Raw genomic sequence first — 19800 nt, forward strand, 5'->3', positions numbered from 1 at the left:
TTCGAACCCTAGACCCACTGATTAAGAGTCAGTTGCTCTACCAACTGAGCTAAGGGTGCAACGTTAAGCCTCATTTCTGAATTGCGAGTGCAAAGGTACTGCTTTTATTTTATTCCACCAAATTTTTTATCAACTTTTTTCTGTTTTTTTTGAGCGCTTTTCTTGATAAAGGTGCCCAAAGTGTGCTCTATGTTCTTGTAATTCACGCAGTTGAGTGTGTATATGCCATCCTTGATTTTTTTGATATTTATTTTGCCGTTCTGGGGCTTGGTGATGTATACCGCTTGTTCCTGCATGTTTTTTACGATGATGTATTGGCAGTCTGTTTCGTGTATCGAGGACGACAAAATGATGCTTTCACCCGTTGTGGTCAGTCTGCAGGCTTTGCCATATCTTGTCGCTGTCTTCACCACGGCTGTCTGGTTCTGTTGTTTTGCCCGGCTCTCGTTGCCAAAGCCGTCGGTAGTTGTCACAGCATAATAGGTGGGTGTGTTGTCAGTCCTTGTCGTCAGTTGCCGTCTAGTGGTTCTTGTCAGTATCAGGTTGCGGGCATCATGGACGTCCACCGGATATTCTTTGCTCGCGTACACATTATTATATATAGAGGGTGTCTTGATGGCGGTTCCGTCCTCGTATTGCAGTCTGTTGTCCCATCTCAGCGTGGTGGTTCCTTCATTCTCTTCTATGCAGAGTGTAACCGGTTGCTGTGGTCGCTTGTTGCTTTCCCATGTCATGGGAGGCACAAGGGCAGGGTAGCGGTTGAAGTGGGCAGTCACGAAGTCGTATATACCCTGATGGTTGTCGAGCAGGAACTTGTTGCGGAAGAATGCATGTCCCTCGCCGATGTTGCGCAGGTGGTACAGTTCGCTTGTTATGTCGCTGATATTCCATTTCCCCTCCTTGGGGTCGAGGAAGTAAATGCCCAGTCCCGGTGCGATGATTTTGCCATAGCTATGCTCTTTCCAGTCGATGGCGAAGGGGAAGAACTGGTCGCCTCTGAAGTACATCATAGGGAATAGCTCGTCCATGAGTCCGTCTTTCAGCCATGCCTGGGCGTCCTGCGCCACCTTGGTATAGGCATTCCATCCATGGCTCCAGTATCTGCTCAGGTCGTCGAACTTGCCTATCGGCGAGCAACTCATCTTCACCCATGGCTTTTCCTTTTTCACCGCCTGATGGATCTTCTCCACAATGCGGGTAATGTTACCGCGTGCCTGGTCTTTGCTTATTCTGAACTTCCAGGTCTCGGGATAGCGTATGTAGTCGAGGTGGATGCCGTCCACATCGTATCGCTGTACGATTTCGCGACACATTTCAGCCAAGTAGCAGCCCGTCTGTGTCGCTTCAGGGTCCATGTATCCATCCTGGTCTATTCGCTTGATGAGTCTTGGAAATTTCTTTCTCAGCTGTCTGCATCCGTAAGAGTTCCATTTTCCCACGGGTATGGTCACTACCCATGCATGCACCTCCATGCCTCTTTTGTGGCATTCGTCGATGGCAAACTGCAGGGCGTCATAGCCGGGCGACTTTCCGGGGAATCCCGACAGACAGCCGTCCCAAGGCTCGTATTGCGAGGGATAGATAGTGGTGGCACGGATGCGTGTTTGCAGCAGTACGGTGTTGATGTTGGCTTTCTGCAGTCGGTCGAGGATAGCTCTCAGTTCCTCTTTCTGTTTCTCTGCCGAACGTTCCGACTGAGCATAAGAGTGGGGCCAGTCTATGCCCCCTATGGTGGTTAGCCACACGGCTCTTACTTCGTATTTTGGATTGGGGTTGACGGCATAGAAACTCTGGCCATACGAGGCCACTGCAAGGTGAAAAAGTATAAATATTATATATAAATAGCGCATAATCTTTCAATTTGGCAACAAAGATACTGATATTTTTTCTTATTCCAAATAAAAATGTTACTTTTGCCAAGAAATTTAAACAAAAAAAGAAGAAATGGTTAGCTTTTTACTGAGTTTGGTAGCCCTCGTTCTGGGTTATCTCTTTTATGGAAAGTTTGTGGCCCACGTGTTTGGACCCGACGACCGTCCTACGCCAGCAGTGACTAAGGCGGATGGGGTAGACTTTATCGTGCTGCCCAGTTGGAAAATCTTCATGATCCAGTTTCTCAACATTGCAGGTACCGGGCCTATCTTTGGCGCCATCATGGGTGCATGGTATGGTCCTGTGGCCTATCTCTGGATTGTATTGGGCTGTATCTTTGCCGGTGCCATGCACGACTATATGAGTGGAATGCTCAGTATCCGCCATGGCGGAGCAGGTCTTCCCGAACTGGTGGGCAAGTATCTGGGCGGCACCACCCGCAAGGTGATGCTTGTCTTCTCTGTGCTGTTGCTGATGATGGTGGGCGTTGTCTTCGTCTACAGTCCTGCCATTATCCTCGAGTCGATATGTGGTTCCAAGATGTTCTGGATCATCGCCATCTTCGTCTATTACATCATCGCCACCCTGTTGCCTATCGACAAGATAATAGGCAAGGTTTATCCTCTCTTCGCCATCTCGCTTCTCTTCATGGCTGCAGCTCTGATGATAGGTCTGATCGTCAAGATGCCTGCCATCCCAGAGTTGTGGGACAATTTGTCGGAGAGCAATCTCAATGCCAATCCGGCATGGTTGGGTGCCGAGCCTTTTATGAGTAAGAACCCCTTGTTCCCTTGTCTTTTCATCACGATAGCCTGCGGTGCCATCAGTGGTTTCCATGCCACTCAGAGCCCGTTGATGGCTCGTTGTATGAAGTCGGAGAAGTTGGGTCGTCCCATCTTCTATGGGTCAATGATTACCGAGGGCATCGTGGCGCTCATCTGGGCCACCGTTTCTATGTATTTCTTCTATTATGGAGGCTGGCGAGAGGTGGTTTCTCCAGAGGTGGTACAGCAGTTTACTGCCCAGGCTGCCGATGGCGGCAAGACCTTGGTGCAGTATTTTGATGCGCCCACAGTCGTCAAGTTGGTTTGCTCCTCTTGGTTAGGAGTGGCAGGTGGCGTGCTTGCCCTCCTGGGCGTAGTGGCAGCACCTATCACCAGTGGCGATACAGCATTCCGCAGCGCGCGTCTTATCATTGCCGAGGCCATAGGACTGGAGCAGCACTCCATGCACCGTCGTCTCTATATCTGCATCCCTATGTTTGTTGCCGCCATCCTTCTCTTGGTATGGCAGATGAACAATCCTGACGGCTTCAATGTCATCTGGCAGTATTTCGGATGGGCCAACCAGACCCTCTCTGTTTTCACCCTCTGGACACTCACCGTCTATCTGGTGCAGAGACAGAAACCCTTCATTGTCACCTTAGTGCCAGCCTTGTTCATGACGGTGGTTTGTTCCACCTTCCTGCTTATTTCCAAGCAGGCTCTCGGCTTGCAGTCTACTGTGGCCTACACGGGTAGCATCATCATCCTGGTGCTGGCATTGGTTTGGTTCTTCGCCTGGTACACCAAGTATCAGCGTACGATTCATTCATAATCATTTATTATAAACAACGTACAATTCACATGAAAAAATTAGTAGTTATGCTGGTAGCCCTGTTGATGACAGTAGCTGCCAATGCACAGTTTGAGGAAGGAAAAGTATATTGTGGCGCATCGCTCTCAAGCCTTGATTTGAGTTATAGCGGAAGCTCCGAACTGAAGTTCGGCATCAATGCCCAGGCAGGTTATCTTTTTGCCGACAACCTGATGGCAGTGGGAACCGTGGCTTATAATCATGTGGGCTCTTCAGATGTGAGCGACTATGTTTCTGTAGGAGCACAGGGACGCTATTACATCATTCAGAACGGACTCTATTTGGGCTTGGGTGCCAAGTATGTACATTCTGGTGGCTACAACGATGTGATGCCCGGACTCGAGGTGGGCTATGCCTTCTTTGTGAGCAAGACGGTAACCGTCGAGCCTGCAGTGTATTACGACCAGAGCTTAAAGGATCACTCCGATTTCTCAACCATCGGTTTCAAGGTCGGTGTTGGCGTATACCTCTAAGAGTTATGATGCGCCAATATCCTTCGGCCTTGCTTAACAAGGCGGTGGGCGAGTTTGCCAAACTTCCAGGAATCGGGCGCAAGACAGCCTTGCGCTTGGTTCTTCACATGCTTCGACAGAGTGATGAGGATGTGACGGCCTTTGCCGAAGCCGTAGAACGGCTGAAGAAAGAGGTGAAGTACTGCAGGGTGTGTCACAACATCAGCGATACGGATGTTTGCCCCATCTGCAGCGATCCGCGCCGCGATGCTTCCACAATCTGTGTGGTGGAGAATGTGCAGGACGTCATGGCAGTGGAGAACACCCAGCAGTTTCATGGACTCTATCATGTTCTGGGAGGCATCATCTCGCCAATGGACGGCATAGGTCCCAACGACTTGGAGATAGACTCGCTTGTAGAGCGGGTGGCTCAGGGTGGGGTGAAGGAAGTTATCCTGGCGCTGAGCAGCACCATGGAGGGCGATACCACCAACTTCTTTATCTCTCGCAAGTTGGCTTCCTTTCCTGTCAGTCTTTCAGTGATAGCCCGTGGCATCTCTGTGGGCGACGAACTGGAGTATACCGACGAGGTGACCCTGGGACGTTCCATTCTCAACCGCACCCCCTTTGCTCAGTAGCTGGGGGGTCATCTTAGACAGTCCTCAAAACTTGTATATATTAATACCTTCTATAAAAAAGTATGTTAGATCTCAAATTAGTACAGCGTTACCTCATGCTCAATTTCTGGGTGATGGTGGGCGTCTGTCTGCTGATAGTAGTGCTCTATGAGACAGAGGTGCTTCTGCCTCTCGAGCAGTTCGACAATCCCCAGTTGGAGTTCTTCCTGCAGGTAGTCATGGAGTTTGCCTCCATCATCGTCATACCTGTAGCCCTGAAGCTCTTCTCCATACCGTCGGTGCGTCGTCGGCTGTTGGAACATAAGGGCTCGGCATTGATTACCTGGGGCACCGCACGCATACAGATGCTCTGCGTGCCCATGTCCATAGACACTTTCTTGTATTATCAGACCATGTGGCCAGGTTTTGGCTATCTGGGCATCATTCTTTTGTTGTGTCTCTTCTTCGTCTATCCCTCTATGGGCAGATGTATGGACGAGACAACCGAATCCTCTAAAAAAGATTAGGCTGTGAAACTGTCAGTAGTAATCGTCAACTATAACGTAAAGAATTATGTAGAGCAGTGTCTTCTTTCGCTCCATAAGGCGTTGGAGGGAATCGAAGCCGAGGTGTTGCTGGTGGACAATCATTCTGTCGACGGTTCGGTGGAGTATCTGCGCGAGCACTTCGACTGGGTTCGCATAGTGGCGAGCCGGCATAATCTGGGCTTTGCCCGAGCCAATAACCTCGCCATCCGCATGAGTCATGGCGAGTATGTGCTTTTGCTCAATCCCGACACCATCGTGGCAGAGCCCACACTGCGTGAGGCTTTGGCGTGGATGGATGGCCATGCAGATACCGGTTCCTTGGGTGTTCGCATGCTGAATGCCTGTGGCGAGTCGGCAAGAGAGAGCCGTCGTGGAGTTCCTACGCCGATGGTGGCATTCTGGAAAATGATAGGACTCTGCGAAAGAATGCCCGCACATCATCGCTTCGGACATTATTATATGGGTTATCTCGACTGGAACACACCGGCAGCCATCGAGGTGGTGAGTGGAGCTTTCTGCATGCTGCGGCGCGAGGCGCTCGACAAGGTGGGACTCCTCGACGAGGATTTCTTTATGTATGGCGAGGATATCGACCTGTCTTATCGTGTCCTCAAGGGCGGCTATCGCAACTATTATCTGCCATCGCTCATCCTTCACTACAAGGGCGAGAGCACGCAGAAGTCCAGTTTCCGTTATGTCCATGTGTTCTATGAGGCGATGCTCATCTTCTTCCGTAAGCACAATTCGGGCATGTCGCTGCTGCTCACAGTGCCCATCAGCGCTGCCATATATGCGCGTGCCAGCGTGGCTGCTTTCGGCATGCTGCTCTCCAAGTTGCGCAAGAGCTTGGGCTTCACGCCCCGTCGCGAGGCTTCGCCCCGTTATCTCTTCTTGGGCAGTCAGCAGATGCTCGACGACTGTCGTTCCCTCAGTATGGAGAATGGACTCGATGCCCAGTTCGTCCTGGCAGATGCACAGACTATGCCCGATGGACACCTGTCGGTTTCTGTTCAGGCGATGTTGCAGGGTATGGGCAAGTCGGTGGTCAATATCGTCTACGATGCCGATTCCTACGACTATCAGCACATCTTCGGTCTCTTCATGCAGCAACCGCAGCGCCAGTGGAGGATAGGCACCTATCATGCCGCTACGCACAAGATAGTGACCGACCGTGATGTGATAAGCTGATGTATCTTTTATTTCTGAAATATGCTATCCACCGAAACTATGAAATCTTTCCCTCCAGTCAGTCTGCGAGCCATGGAGCCCGAAGACCTTGACACGCTCTATACGTTGGAGAACGACCGTACGGTATGGGGCGTGAGTGCCACCAATGTGCCTTATTCGCGCAGCGTGCTGATCGACTACATCACTTCTTCCAAAAGCGATATTTATGCCGACGGGCAAGTGCGGCTGATGGTTGACAACGAAGAAGGAGAGACGGTCGGTACAGTCGACTTGACCAATTTTGACCCCAAGCATCGCCGGGCAGAGCTTGGAATAGCCATAAAAAAAGAGTTTCGCGGTCAGGGATATGGCAAGTCTGTTCTGCACGAAATATTTGGGTATAGCCGCAATGTGATACATCTGCATCAAATTTATGCCATTGTGGGTTGCGACAATGCAGGATGCCTCAAACTTTTGAAATCGTTTGGGTTTCAGGGAGATATCTGTTTGAAAGACTGGATTTTCTCAGGAAAAGAGTATGGCGATGCCTATTTCTTGCAAAAAATTTTGTAAAAAAGTTGCAGAAAAATTTGGTGGAATCAAATAAAAGCAGTACCTTTGCAACCGCAAATGAGAAATGAACCTCAAGCGGTTAAGATTTAATCTTCTTTTGGTGCGTTAGTTCAGTTGGTTAGAATGCCTGCCTGTCACGCAGGAGGTCACGAGTTCGAGTCTCGTACGCACCGCTTGTTCATCTCATCATTTCGACCTTAACTGGTGCGTTAGTTCAGTTGGTTAGAATGCCTGCCTGTCACGCAGGAGGTCACGAGTTCGAGTCTCGTACGCACCGCAGAAAAGCCTTCAAGATTATTCTTGAAGGTTTTTTTTGTTGGTATGCCTGGAAAGTATTGTCTATATGTTTATTTACTTCTCTTACGAAAGTTAAGTATAAAAATGAGGAAAATGTCATTAAATGATGTGTTTTATTGGCTCATTGTGTGTATTCAAAGTAGGTTTTCTTGTCAACAATGATAGGAAAAATGGTGATATGGCAAGACGGTTTGCTTTCGCTGATGACTTTCTTTATGTGAAATTGATGACAGAGAAAACGAGAAGAAGATGCTGTTTTGTAAAATCTGTTTACAATGTTCTTTTGCACCGAAAATTCCTGTTTTTCAATAATGTATATTTATACATTATGCCTTGACGATGTGGCTTAGTATATTTATACAAATCAAAACATGGATAATAGCAATAAGTATTCATATAAAAGTTAAATATGAGTTAAATAACTTTCTTTGTGTTATATATTGTTAATTTATAACCTTACGTTTTTCTTTTTTATGAACAGATTTTAAAGAAAGTCTGGACTTCTGAATATGATTATTTTTCTGTTTTTGTACTACTGATAGATGGTGAACGTGTAAGATTACTTTACTTTGTGCTTAGCTGTAAATTGTGGTCAAAGTGGTCATGGTCAAAGTGGTCAAACTCGAAATCTGATGAGAAAAAAAGTTCTAAAGATAGTATATATAAATAATATATATTATTTATATATACTATCTTTAGAAGAGAAAAATACTTTCAAAAAATCGAGTTTGACCACTTTGACCATGACCACTTTGACCACATTTGTATTATTTCCAAAAGTTACAATGTAGAGCAACAGATATAAGATGTAAAAAAGCGTTATATACGTATTCCGCACATACTCAGTAACTTACAGCACTGTTTCTTGCCATTTTTGACCTGTTTTGCTTAACAAGTCATTCTACAAATGATCAAATAGCCGAAAAATGTTGTATCTTTGCAGCGTCAACCAATGAAAGTGCTCAGGGAGCCTCGCAGGAGGCATCTATTACGACCAAGGGCGGTCACAATAGACGACAGGCGCCGGTCATCTATTAAGACCCAAAAGGTGGCACTTTCGGGCAGCTGACAAAGTATTAAACTATCATTCCAAAACCTACAGAACTATGATTAATTACAGCATCGTAAAGCGCAGCGTGAACGCAAACCTCATCGAAATCAACCAGGCAAAGTCACGCATCAACCAGGCAAAGAAGGGGGGCAAGACTCTATAGCCAGCCGACCTTGCACAATTTCTCTTACTTCATGAACACGAAGTAGACGGCGGCAATGAGGCAGAGGAAGGCTGCAAAGTGGTTCCAGTGCAGACTTTCACCCTGGAAGAGAATGTTGGCAATGACGGCGAAGACGATGAGGGATACGCATTCCTGTATCACCTTGAGCTGAACCAATGAGAAGGGGCCGCCGTTGTCGATAAAGCCAATACGGTTGGCGGGTACCTGACAGCAGTACTCAAAGAAAGCGATAGACCAACTGAAAGCGATCACACCTACTAAGGGCCAGTGGCTACTGACGCCTGTTTGCTGCAGTTTGAGGTGTCCATACCATGCAATAGTCATAAAGATGTTGCTTAACACTAAGAGAAGTATTGTGTATATTCCGTTCATTGTTTTTTTATTTGTAAAAGTACATAAATTACTGAAAAAGCAGTCGGTTTTGGGGAGAAAAGTGAAGAAGCGGGCTTTTATTTTCTTTTCACTCCTCTCACAGCCTCGCTCTCTAAAGGGTTCTCGGGCCAGTAATGTTTGGGATAACGGCGCTTCAGCTCCTTGCGTACCTCAAAGTAGGTGCCTTGCCAGAAACTGGCGAGGTCTTGCGTGAGTTGTACGGGTTTGAAGCCCGGAGACAGGAGCTCCATCAGCAGGGGTTGCCTGCCGTTGTCTACCTTGGGTGTCTGAGTCATACCGAAACATTCCTGCAGTCGTACACTCAATACTGGCGCCTCGGTTCCTGGCCGATAGTCGATGCGGATGCGACTGCCCGAAGGTACTGCGATATGGGTAGGAGCCCAATGGTCTATCTCTTCCTGAAGCTCGTAGGGAACTTGTGCCCATAGTATCTCGGCAAGGTCGAGTTTCCTGAGCTCGGCTGTAGTCGTTCTCAGTTTTCCCTCTTGTTCTATATAGAAGGGAAGCCAGGCAGAGGCTGTCGTCAATAGGTGCTCGGTGGTAAGGTTGGGCACGTTCATTTCCGGGTGCCATTGCTTTACCTTTTCCACTCTCTGCTGCAGTCGTTTCACCTTCTCGTTCCAGTCGAGCATGCTGAGTCCTTCTTTTCTGACGGCAGAGCAGATGATGTCGATGATCTGTCCTTTGTCTGCGTCGTGGATGGGTTTGCTTTCTACGACGAGCTGCCCGATTCGTCTTTCACTTTGCATACGCACTGCTCCTGCCTTGCTGTCCCACGAGATATTGGTGAACGTAGATGTGGGCAGGTCGTTGATGCTGACGGGAGCGGAGAGGAATACCTTACCCTTGGAGCCTGCTGAGTTGAGCGAAGCGATGGCAAGCCAGGAGTGCAGGGACATGGGATCGTTTCGGTCGATGAAGATGTTCTGTCCGCCCGACATTCTGAAGTTGCCGATATTGTCGACAGCCATGGCAATTCGCTCCGGATAGGCTGAGGCGATCAGGCTTCCCACTTCCTCGGGGTCGACAGGATGGTTGTCCTCCTTCACCTTGAGCATCCTGCGATACTCCTGGGCTATCTGTGCGATGCGTGCCCATTTGCCCAAGTTCTTTCTCTCTCTTTGTGAACGCAGCATGGCGATGCGGAGTGTCATGTCTGAGTCCTCATGTTCGCTCATTGGGTCTTTCTCCTCCAGTACGGCTGCCATGTCGCATGCCAAGGCTTTCTGTGCATCTGTCCTGGAGTTGAGCATCATCTTGGCTATGCGGGGATGGCAGGGCAGGGATGCCATCTTTCTGCCAAGTAGCGTGACACTACCGTCCTCGTTGATTGCTTGAAGTGACAGGAGTAAGTGTTTGGCATTAAATATGTTGCTATGGGAAGGAGGCGTGAGCCAGGGGAGCGACATGGGGTCGCTCTCGCCAAAGGCTGCAATGTCGAGAACCATCGGGGTGAGGTCGGCTTCTTCTATCTCGGGCTTTCTTTGTTCCTGCATCAGGTGTTCTGAGGTCTTCGACCATAGTCGGTAACAGATTCCTTCTGCCACTCTGCCTGCTCGTCCTCTTCGCTGGATGGCCATGTCTTTACTGATGCGCACAGTCTCAAGATGACTGAGCCCTGTCCGGGCATCGTACACCAACTGACGGCAAAATCCTGAGTCTATTACGATTCTCACGCCTTCGATGGTGAGTGATGTCTCGGCAATGGGGGTGGCAAGAACGATTTTGCGCTCGCCTTGAAGGGAAGGGGCTATGGTCTTTCGTTGTCTCTCGGGCGAGAGATTGCCATAGAGTGGATACACCTGTGTCTGTGTGTCGGCAAGATTAGCGATAAGGAGTTCCTCGCATCTCTGTATGTCGGCTTGTCCGGGCAGGAAGGCAAGGATGTCGCCCTCGTGTTCGCGGTGGGCCCGCATCACGGCAGCTGCCACCTCTTTATATATAGTGTACTTGTCGGTATCGGTCTCGGCATAGAGGGTCTTCACGGGAAACATTTTTCCGGCACACTCGATGAGCGGTGCATGAAGGGCCTGACAGATGGCAGATGTGTCGATAGTGGCCGACATGATGATGATTTTCAGGTCGGGGCGGATGATATTTTGTGCCTGCAGGGTTAGTGCCAATGCCAGGTCGGAATGGATGCTTCTTTCGTGGAACTCGTCGAAGATAATCACGTCGACACCCTCGAGGGTGGCATCATTGACGAGCATTCGGGTAAGGATGCCTTCGGTGAGAACTTCGATGCGTGTCTCGGCCGACACCTTGTTCTCAAATCGTACACGATAGCCTACCGTCTTGCCTGCTGGTTCACCTATGAGACTTGCCATTCGTTCGGCTATCTGTCGGGCGGCGAGGCGTCTGGGTTCCAACATGAGGATTTTCCCCTTGCCGTTCATTCCTTCGAGGATGGTGAGAGGCAGCAGGGTAGACTTGCCGGCTCCTGGAGGGGCTGTGACAACAAGATTAGCCGACTCTCTCAAGGTTTGATTGATGGAGTCGGCTATGCTGAATGCTGGCAAGTTGCTGGCCAAGGAATTGATTTTCGTATTATCTGTCATGAATGGAGTGAGTCATACAGGGTTGATGGTTATTTGATGTATTTCAGGATCTGTCTGCTCTTTCTGCCTTTCCTGGCAGGCAGAGGCATGAATCCCTCGGTGAGTCCTGTCTTCTCGGTCATGGCATCAAAGACGGCAGCTGCATACTTGTCAAGTTTCTGCTTGGCGAGTTCGGCCTGGATGGCATCCTCGTCGTAGTTGTCGGCATAGAGCAGGGTGTGCAGGTCGTCGATGTATTTTTGCGGAATGTTACGGTGCGGCATCCTGCTTTTTATCTGCATGATTTGTGCGATGATAGGCTCGTCGGTCTTCGCAGCTATGGCTTCTGCCTTTCGCTTCTCGTAGTTGGTGAAGGTGATGGTGTCAGTGTCAGCGCTTTGCCAGTCTTCTGTCATGGCCGACTGTGAGGTGAGCTGGCTGTAACTGAAATATCGGATGAGCGAGATGTGGCTGTTCCACCCTAAAGCGGTGAGATATTCTTTCTCCAAGGGTGTGGTGGCGATGATGAGTTCTGCCGACTTGCACATTGTCTTCTGATAGATAAGGGTTTGCAGGCTTCTCTTCATGCCAGGATTATGGCAGTTTCTCTCCGAGATGTCGCCCAAAGGACAAACGATGTATGGGATTCCCATCTTTTTGGAACGTTGTGCCAGTCGGAATCCCTGGTATGACCATGCACCAAGAAACAATACCACGTCGGCATCCTCGATGTTGTCGGCGATGTCGAGTCTCTGCTGTAAAGTCTCTATATAGGCTTTGTACATGGCGTATTGCCTTTTTTTCTTGGTTATGAATAAATATATTTTCATCGTTGATTATTTAAGCTTTTTGTAAACAGTCTCGCTGAGTCCTTGTATTGTCCTCAAAGTTTGTGGCTGGTGAAGTCGTTCTTGTCGGCTCGCCAGTAACGCACTTTGTTGGCGAAGTTTCGCCAGATGATTCCGTAATCGTAGAAGGGCAACTTATACGTAGGAATGAGAGAATCGAAACGGGCGACTGCCCTGTGGGCGATGATGGTTCGAAGAACGATGAGCAGCAACAGAGCAAAACCTGCACAGCCCGTCAGTATCCAGTCTTTCATCACGACGGAGCACGCCAAAACTGCTATAGAGGCGATAAGGCTGAGGTGGGGAAAGAGATGGTCGAAGAACATCAGGGTTCTCATAGACAGGTTGCGATTGAGTGACTTGCGCGAAGCCTGCAGGTAGAGGCTCTTGTTGTGCCAGCTCTTATCGGTAGGGGCTTCCTGCTGAAGCCATGCTGATGGTGCCAGTTCGACAGCAGTGTCGCCACACAGGGCATACTTGTTGACCAGGAAGTCATATTCGCCGCGCACATATTCCAAGTTGCCCTGATAGCCCTGCTCGCGCATGAAGTCGCTCTTGCGGAAGATGACGTTGGGCATATTGGTGCGGTAGCCGTAGGAGCGTTGTGCTCTGCGCAACAGGTAATAGGCTTTTCTGATCATGTCGAACCGACGCACACTCTTGCAACTTTCCTCTGTGCTTACGTAGCCTAATACCAGATGGTTAGGCTCCTGGCACTGACGGGTCATGCTGGCAAGCCAGTCCTCGCTGCAGGCCATGCAGGCAGGTTCGGTGAGCAGAATCCACTCATACTTGGCAGCTTTCACACCTACGGTAATCTGCAGTTTCTTTCGGCTCATATAGCGTGAGCTCTCTGGTATGAAGGTATAATAAAGGTGTGGATTTTCTGAAGACTGACGTTTCAGAAAATCGATCGTCTCACCGTCGCTGCTCTGGCAGACAACCACTACCTGATAGTTGGCAGGATATTTCTGCTCAAGGAAAGTATGCAGGTTGCGTTCCAGCTCAGGCAGGTTGTCATGAGCTGTGATAAGTATGGTGACTGGAGGAAGTGGCTGGGTTGCGGCTGCATCTTCAGTCGTTCCCTCGGCAGACGGTTCTTCCTCTTTATTGAGACGCAATGAGCGCAGAAATGGATTGATCAGCGATCCGAGGACTGCCAATAAAACCACTGCTGCGCCAGCGATAATAGTAGTTAAACTGATTATCATCATTTTAGTTTTTTAACTTCCTCGTTTGAGAAAGTTGAGTTATTTTCTTTTCTCGTATTGTTAAGGTGCCTTACATTTCTTCTGTGATGTAGCCTTTAGGCAACTGACGGCAGTTGTACTGACTTGCCATAATCTCGCCATAGGCTCCTGCCGAACGTAGTGCAATGAGGTCGCCACGATGGGTCTTGTTCAGGTCGATAGCCTTGGCAAAGACGTCGCTTGACTCACAGATTGGGCCTACTACATCGTAGGTTTCTACAGGCTCCTCGCTCGTGATGTTCTCTATTTTGTGATAAGCTTGGTAGAGGGCAGGGCGTATGAGGTCGGTCATGCCGGCATCTACGATGGCAAACTGCTTGGCTGTGCCTTGTTTTACATAGAGGGTTCTTGTGATGAGTGATCCCATTTGGCCTACCACTGCACGGCCCAATTCGAAATGCACCTTCTGTCCGTCGCGCAGTTTCAGGTGCTTGGCATAGGTGTCGAAGTAAGACTTGAAGTCGGGTATGGGCACGCGGTTGGGATGCTTGTAGTCTATGCCGAGTCCGCCGCCCACATTGATGTTCTTTACTTCGATGTGGTGAGCTTCCAACTGGTTTTGCAGTTCATTGATTCTGTTGCAGAGAGCCTCGAAGTCACCCATGTCAAGTATCTGACTGCCAATGTGGAAGTGCAGGCCGAGGAACTTGATGTTCTTCATGGTTGCAGCTTCTGCAATGACACTCTCCATGTCTTGCATGGCAATACCGAATTTATTTTCTGCCAGTCCTGTGGTGATGTTGGCATGTGTGTGTGCTCCTACGTTAGGATTGATGCGAAAGCAAACCTGTGCTGTCTTGTTCTTTCTGGCAGCCAGCTCGTTGATGATTTCCAGTTCGGGAATACTCTCCACGTTGAAGCAGAAGATGCCTTTCTCCAGTCCGAGATTGATCTCCCAGTCGCTCTTGCCCACACCGGCATATACAATCTTGTTGGCAGGAAATCCTGCGTTGACAGCAGCTTGTATTTCTCCTCCGCTCACGCAGTCGGCTCCTAATCCTGCCTGGCTGATGATGCCCAGCACTTTAGGATTGGCGTTTGCTTTTACGGCATAGTGTACCTCGAAACCAGGATGTTTACCTGCTTCCTCGCAGATGGTTCTGAGGGTTTGTCTCAGCAGGGCTGTGTCGTAATAGTAGAACGGAGTCTGTGTCTCCTGAAACTTATCTATAGGAAATGTTCCTTTCATTTCACTTAAATCTAAAATTAATATCTTATATAGTCAAATTAGAAAATCCAATTTATTGTAAATCAGAATATCCAACGAAGAGTGAGTAGGAAGCATTGCATACGAATTCTTCACTCTTCACTCTTCGTTCTTCACTTAAATTACTTTTCAAACAGGTTGTCGCTCAAGTTCTGCAAAGCCTGCTTCTTGTCTCTTTCTCTGATGAGGAATGAGATGTTGTAGTTGGAACCTCCGTAAGAAATCATTCTTACAGGGATGTTCTTCATTGCCTCTGTGGCAAGTGTCTCGAAACCTACGTTGCTCCAGTCGAGGTCGCCTACCACGCAGATGATACACATATCTGTGTCGACAGTGACAGTACCATATTTCTTCAACTCGTTGACGATGTCGTTCAGGTGGGCGTCATTGTCAATACTCATGCTTACACCCACCTCAGAGGTGGCAATCATGTCGATAGGAGTCTGATAGCTCTCGAAGATCTCGAACACCTTGCGCAGGAAACCTGTAGCCAGCAACATACGGCTGCTCTTGATCTTGATGGCGGTGATGTTGTCCTTGGCTGCCACAGCCTTGATCTTGCCACGTACTATCACGTTGTCGATGATGGTTCCGTCGGCCTTAGGGTCGAGGGTGTTCTTCAGTCTTACTGGAATGCCGGCATACTTGGCTGGCTGTACGCAGGTAGGGTGAAGAATCTTGGCACCGAAGTAAGCCAGTTCGGCAGCCTCTTCGAAGTTGAGCTGATGTACTGCCTCTGTATGCTCTACCACTCGTGGGTCGTTGTTGTGCATGCCATCGATGTCGGTCCATATCTGGATCTCGTCGGCAGGAAGGGCTGCACCGATGAGCGATGCTGTATAGTCGCTGCCGCCTCGCTGCAGGTTGTCAACCTCGCCATAAGCATTGCGGCAGATGAAACCCTGCGTGATGTAGATCTGCTGGTCCTTGTTCTTCTCCATGATGTCGGCAAGCTTTTCCTTGATGTACTGTGGGTCTGGCTCGGCATTCTTGTCGGTACGCATGAAGTCGAGCGCATTGAGCAGCACTGCCTTGATGCCCTGCTCCTTCAAATAGTTGACCACCATGTTGGTGCTCATGATCTCACCCTGGGCCACGATACTCTTCTCCTCGAAAGAGGTGAAAAGATCCTTGGTGAAGGAACGCAGATAATCGAATTCGCTATGAAGGAATTCGCTTGTGGTTTTCTTCATCTCCTCGGTAGAGTAGAGCTCTTCCACATGCTGCATGTATTTCTTCTCCAAGTTGTTGATTACCTCGTTGGCGCCCTCTGGATTCTTCTTGTAGAGATAGTCAGAGATTTCAACGAGTGAGTTTGTTGTACCGCTCATCGCAGAAAGTACGATGAAAGTAGGTTCACCTGATTCTGTAACCAAGGAGGCTACTCCCTTCATGCGCTCAGGTGAGCCAACCGAAGTACCTCCGAATTTCATTACCTTCATAGTCTTAATATTATATTAATGTTTAATTTTATTGTTTTATTTTATTGTTTAATGAGGGTGTTGAATTCTTCACTCTTCATTCTTCGTTCTTTACTCAACTTTCCTCGCCGTCTTCGGTCAGGTCGATGTGGTTGTACTCATTGGTCACATCGTGCAGACTTCCGTCTTTGCATCGATATACGATGCCTGGGAACTTGTCGAGCATGGGGATGTTGTGGGTCGACATGACGACAGTAGTTCCCTGCTTGGTGATGTCTTTCAGCAGACTGACGATATGGCTTGCCGTTTCGGGGTCGAGGTTGCCTGTAGGCTCATCGGCAATGATGAGTTTAGGGTTGTTGAGCAGTGCCCGTGCTATGGCTATGCGCTGCTGCTCGCCACCCGACAGCTCGTGAGGCATCTTGTCTGCTTTCTCGCTCATGCCTACCTCCTCGAGAACTTCTGCGATGCGTTCGTTGCGGGCTTTCTTGTCTTTCCAGCCTGTGGCTTTCAGTACAAATTCGAAGTTCTTGTGTACACTGCGGTCGTGCAGCAACTGGAAGTCCTGGAAGATGATGCCCAACTCCTTTCTCAGCGCAGGAATATCCTTGCGTCTGATGGTCGTGAGGTCTCTGCCTAAGATTTCTGCCTTCTCAGTCTCACCTTCTACGAGGTCGAGCTCGCAGTACAGAGTCTTGAGCAGTGAACTTTTTCCCGATCCTACCTTTCCGATGAGATAAGTGAACTCGCCCTCGTCAACATGGAAGTTCACGTCCTTGAGGATACACTTGTCGGCTTGGTAGATGCTTACGTTTTTATATTCTATCAACATCCTAATTTTTTCTCCTTATTATATATATATGTATTACTTCATTTCACCCTTGCTCTTTGCTGTACGGCGCTTCTTGTCCCATTCTGGGTCGTGGCGCATCTGCAGCTCTTTTGCCACGTCCTCGATGCGCAGCTTTTTGCTGGTAAGCAGAACGATGAGGTGGTAGAGCAGGTCGGAGGATTCGTAAACGAGTTTCTCGTCGTTGCCGTTTGTGGCCTCGATGATGGTTTCCACTGCTTCTTCGCCTACCTTCTGTGCCATTTTGTTCACTCCTTTCTGGAACAGGCTGGTGGTATAGCTTCCCTCGGGCATTTCCTCATGACGCTTGTTGATGAAGTCCTGCAACTCTGAGAGGAAGAGGATAGGGTTCAGCGTGTTGTCCTCGCCCCAGCAGGTGTCTGTTCCCTTATGGCAGGTTGGACCCTGTGGATGTACCTTGACGAGCAGCGTGTCTTTGTCGCAGTCGTTCTGAATGCTGACAAGGTTGAGGTAGTTGCCCGATGTTTCACCTTTGGTCCACAGACAGTTGCGTGAACGGCTCCAGAAGGTGACTTTCTTTGTGGCTATGGTCTTTTCGTATGCCTCCTTGTTCATGAATCCCAACATCAGTACGTTTTTGGTTACTGCGTCCTGGATGATGGCTGGAACAAGGCCGCCCATTTTCTCGAAATCTATTTCCATTTCCATATCTATTTCTTTTTGCTTTATTTCTTAGTCTATATACTTCTGCTATGTGTTAGCTTCGTTTATTATATTCTCACGTTGATACCTTCATTGCGCAGGTATTTCTTGAGGTCGGGTATGGCAATCTCTCCGAAGTGGAACACACTGGCAGCCAGTGCTGCATCGGCCTTGCCCAAGGTGAAGGCATCACGGAAATGCTGCATGTTGCCTGCTCCTCCAGATGCAATGACTGGAATGCTCAACTCGTCGGCAAGTCTTGCCAAAGCCTCATTGGCGAAACCTTGCTTCACGCCATCGTGGTCCATGCTGGTGAAGAGAATTTCGCCAGCACCACGGTCGGCAACTTCCTTTGCCCAGTCGAAGAGTCCCAGTTCCACTCTTTCTCTTCCTCCCTTTACGTAGCAGTGCCATCCGTCGCTGTCGAGCCTGGCGTCTATGGCACATACACACACCTGAGAACCATAGTGTCCGGCTATCTTGTCGATGAGACCGGGGTTGCGTATGGCTGCACTGTTGATACTTACCTTGTCGGCTCCGGCATTGAGCAGTCGGTCAACATCTTTCAGTTCGTTGATTCCTCCTCCCACGGTGAAAGGTATGTTGATTTGCTCGGCTACTCGTGTCACCATGTCGGCAAAGGTCTTTCGCCCTTCAAAGCTGGCTGTGATGTCGAGAAACACGAGCTCGTCGGCTCCTGCATCGCTGTAGGCCTTGCCCAGTTCCACAGGGTCGCCTGCGCTGCGGAGGTTCACGAAGTTTGTGCCCTTTACGGTCTCTCCGTTCTTCACGTCAAGGCAGGGTATGATTCTCTTCGCCAAACCTTTGCTTATGTTTTGTTCAACCATATCTCTTTCTTCTTTTTCATTATTGCAGAAATCTCGCTATGAGGGGACTCAAAGACCTAATTTGTCTATGTCGATTTTTCCCTCGTAGAAAGCTTTGCCGAACACCACCGCAGGAATGCCGGCTGTCTCTAAAGCATCTATATCCTCGTTGCAGCTTACACCTCCCGAGGCAATCAGATGGAGATCGGGATAGGCTGCCATGATCTCTTTGTAGAGTTCGATGGCTGGCCCCTGCAGGGTTCCGTCCTTGCTGATCTCTGTGCAGAGCACGTTGCGCACACCCTTGTCGGTGTACTGTTTGAGGAAAGGAAGCAAGTCTTCTGCCGAGTCTTCCTTCCAGCCGTTGATAGATATTTTGCCGTTTCTTACGTCGGCTCCCAAGATAAGGCGCCCGGCTCCATATTTGTCTATCCAACTAAGGAAAAGCTCTGGGTTAGTTACGGCGATGCTTCCTACTGTCACCATGGCAGCTCCTGCGTCGAATGCTTTCTCGATATCTTCCTCTGTCTTGATTCCGCCTCCGAAATCTACAGATAGCGAAGTGGCTGACGTGATGGCTTTCAGCACGTTGTCGTTGACGATATGCTTGGATTTGGCTCCGTCAAGATCCACCACATGCAGACGTTTAAACCCTAATTTCTCAAAGTGTTTTGCCACTTCGGCAGGGTTGTCGTCGTACACTTTTTTCTGGTCGTAGTCGCCTTTGGTGAGTCTTACGCATTGTCCACCAATGATGTCGATGGCTGGTATGAGTTCTATATTCATAGTTCCATAAAGTTCTTGAGGATTTGTTCTCCTACCTTTCCGCTCTTTTCGGGATGAAACTGGCAGGTGTAGAAATTGTCTTTGTGCAGAGCGGCACTGTAGGGCTGTATGTAGTTGGCCGTAGCAATGGTTTCCTGGCATAGCGGCACGTAGTAGCTATGCACGAAATAAGTGTATGGATTTTCGCCCAGGTCTTTCATCAGGGGTGAAGAGAGGTTGTAGATCTCGTTCCATCCCATGGCAGGCACCTTGTCCTGATGCTGCTGGGGCACAAACTTCTTTACGTCGACATCAAAGATGCCGATGCAGTCCACGTCTCCTTCTTCTGAATGTCGGCACAGGAGCTGCTGTCCCACGCATATTCCCAAGACGGGTTGTGTGAGCGACTTAATGGTTTCGTCGAGCCCGTGTGCTTTGAGATAAAGCATGGCTTCTCTGGCCTGTCCCTGCCCGGGAAAGAGCACACGATCGGCCTTACGCAGGGTTTCTGCGTCGTCGGTGAGGATGGGGGAGATGCCGAGTCTCTTCATGGCATTCACCACGGAGTAGATGTTACCGGCGTTGTATTTTACGATTGCTACATCCATAAGCTGACGTTAATCTTAAGTTTACAGATGCAAAG

At 49.1% G+C, this 19800-nt stretch carries 18 protein-coding genes and 2 tRNA genes; 8 read left to right on the forward strand and 12 right to left on the reverse strand.

Features of this window, described 5'->3' with window-relative positions:
* Positions 1-104: 104 nt before the first annotated feature.
* Complete coding sequence (locus F7D20_RS08065; RefSeq protein WP_158463596.1) at positions 105-1850, reverse strand: glycoside hydrolase family 10 protein; 1746 nt, start codon at positions 1848-1850, stop codon at positions 105-107.
* A 94-nt stretch (positions 1851-1944) separates the two neighbouring features.
* Here F7D20_RS08065 and F7D20_RS08070 point away from each other — a divergent pair, with 94 nt between their 5' ends.
* The 8 genes from F7D20_RS08070 to F7D20_RS08105 all read left to right on the forward strand — a co-directional run bounded on the left by F7D20_RS08070 (position 1945) and on the right by F7D20_RS08105 (position 7141).
* Positions 1945-3468, forward strand: a complete 1524-nt coding sequence (locus tag F7D20_RS08070; RefSeq protein WP_158463597.1) for a carbon starvation CstA family protein — start codon at positions 1945-1947, stop codon at positions 3466-3468.
* 29 nt (positions 3469-3497) lie between these two features.
* Positions 3498-3980, forward strand: coding sequence for an outer membrane beta-barrel protein (locus tag F7D20_RS08075; RefSeq protein ID WP_158463598.1), 483 nt, complete (start codon positions 3498-3500; stop codon positions 3978-3980).
* 5 nt (positions 3981-3985) lie between these two features.
* Positions 3986-4597 carry a recombination mediator RecR gene (gene recR, locus F7D20_RS08080; protein WP_158463599.1) on the forward strand — a complete coding sequence of 204 codons (612 nt, stop codon included), beginning with the start codon at positions 3986-3988 and terminating at the stop codon, positions 4595-4597.
* Positions 4598-4659: 62 nt separating this feature from the next.
* Positions 4660-5103 carry a hypothetical protein gene (locus F7D20_RS08085; protein WP_158463600.1) on the forward strand — a complete coding sequence of 148 codons (444 nt, stop codon included), beginning with the start codon at positions 4660-4662 and terminating at the stop codon, positions 5101-5103.
* Between the two features lie 3 nt (positions 5104-5106).
* Positions 5107-6312, forward strand: a complete 1206-nt coding sequence (locus F7D20_RS08090; protein WP_367383920.1) for a glycosyltransferase family 2 protein — start codon at positions 5107-5109, stop codon at positions 6310-6312.
* Between the two features lie 39 nt (positions 6313-6351).
* Positions 6352-6864, forward strand: coding sequence for a GNAT family N-acetyltransferase (locus tag F7D20_RS08095; RefSeq protein WP_158463601.1), 513 nt, complete (start codon positions 6352-6354; stop codon positions 6862-6864).
* A gap of 99 nt (positions 6865-6963) precedes the next feature.
* A tRNA-Asp gene (locus tag F7D20_RS08100) sits at positions 6964-7037 on the forward strand.
* Between the two features lie 30 nt (positions 7038-7067).
* Positions 7068-7141 (forward strand) — tRNA-Asp (locus F7D20_RS08105).
* A 1258-nt stretch (positions 7142-8399) separates the two neighbouring features.
* On the opposite strand, the gene F7D20_RS08110 is transcribed toward F7D20_RS08105, so the two are convergent.
* The 11 genes from F7D20_RS08110 to hisH all read right to left on the reverse strand — a co-directional run bounded on the left by F7D20_RS08110 (position 8400) and on the right by hisH (position 19765).
* The gene (locus F7D20_RS08110; RefSeq protein WP_022252408.1) at positions 8400-8768 is read right to left on the reverse strand and encodes a DMT family protein; all 369 of its coding nucleotides are present in this window, start codon (positions 8766-8768) and stop codon (positions 8400-8402) included.
* A 77-nt stretch (positions 8769-8845) separates the two neighbouring features.
* Positions 8846-11347: an ATP-dependent helicase HrpB gene (gene hrpB / locus F7D20_RS08115; RefSeq protein ID WP_158463602.1), complete on the reverse strand. Its 2502-nt coding sequence runs from the start codon at positions 11345-11347 to the stop codon at positions 8846-8848.
* 29 nt (positions 11348-11376) lie between these two features.
* A complete protein-coding gene (locus F7D20_RS08120) occupies positions 11377-12111 on the reverse strand; it encodes a hypothetical protein (RefSeq protein WP_158463603.1) in 735 nt (244 codons plus the stop codon).
* Between the two features lie 98 nt (positions 12112-12209).
* Positions 12210-13388, reverse strand: a complete 1179-nt coding sequence (locus F7D20_RS08125) for a glycosyltransferase (protein ID WP_158463604.1) — start codon at positions 13386-13388, stop codon at positions 12210-12212.
* Between the two features lie 67 nt (positions 13389-13455).
* Complete coding sequence (gene lysA / locus F7D20_RS08130; protein ID WP_158463605.1) at positions 13456-14613, reverse strand: diaminopimelate decarboxylase; 1158 nt, start codon at positions 14611-14613, stop codon at positions 13456-13458.
* A gap of 140 nt (positions 14614-14753) precedes the next feature.
* Positions 14754-16073 carry an aspartate kinase gene (locus F7D20_RS08135; protein WP_158463606.1) on the reverse strand — a complete coding sequence of 440 codons (1320 nt, stop codon included), beginning with the start codon at positions 16071-16073 and terminating at the stop codon, positions 14754-14756.
* Positions 16074-16167: 94 nt separating this feature from the next.
* Entirely contained in the window at positions 16168-16884 is a 717-nt protein-coding gene (locus F7D20_RS08140) for a cell division ATP-binding protein FtsE (RefSeq protein WP_158463607.1), read from the reverse strand.
* A 33-nt stretch (positions 16885-16917) separates the two neighbouring features.
* Positions 16918-17577 carry a bifunctional phosphoribosyl-AMP cyclohydrolase/phosphoribosyl-ATP diphosphatase HisIE gene (gene hisIE, locus F7D20_RS08145; RefSeq protein ID WP_293446659.1) on the reverse strand — a complete coding sequence of 220 codons (660 nt, stop codon included), beginning with the start codon at positions 17575-17577 and terminating at the stop codon, positions 16918-16920.
* Positions 17578-17633: 56 nt separating this feature from the next.
* Complete coding sequence (gene hisF, locus F7D20_RS08150) at positions 17634-18413, reverse strand: imidazole glycerol phosphate synthase subunit HisF (RefSeq protein ID WP_158463609.1); 780 nt, start codon at positions 18411-18413, stop codon at positions 17634-17636.
* 48 nt (positions 18414-18461) lie between these two features.
* Positions 18462-19178, reverse strand: coding sequence for a 1-(5-phosphoribosyl)-5-[(5-phosphoribosylamino)methylideneamino]imidazole-4-carboxamide isomerase (gene hisA / locus F7D20_RS08155; RefSeq protein ID WP_158463610.1), 717 nt, complete (start codon positions 19176-19178; stop codon positions 18462-18464).
* Positions 19175-19765 carry an imidazole glycerol phosphate synthase subunit HisH gene (hisH, locus tag F7D20_RS08160; RefSeq protein ID WP_022252397.1) on the reverse strand — a complete coding sequence of 197 codons (591 nt, stop codon included), beginning with the start codon at positions 19763-19765 and terminating at the stop codon, positions 19175-19177. Before hisH ends, hisA begins: the two co-directional genes overlap by 4 nt.
* Positions 19766-19800: the final 35 nt, after the last annotated feature.

The sequence above is a fragment of the Segatella copri genome, assembly GCF_009495355.1.
Classification (GTDB): Bacteria; Bacteroidota; Bacteroidia; order Bacteroidales; family Bacteroidaceae; genus Prevotella.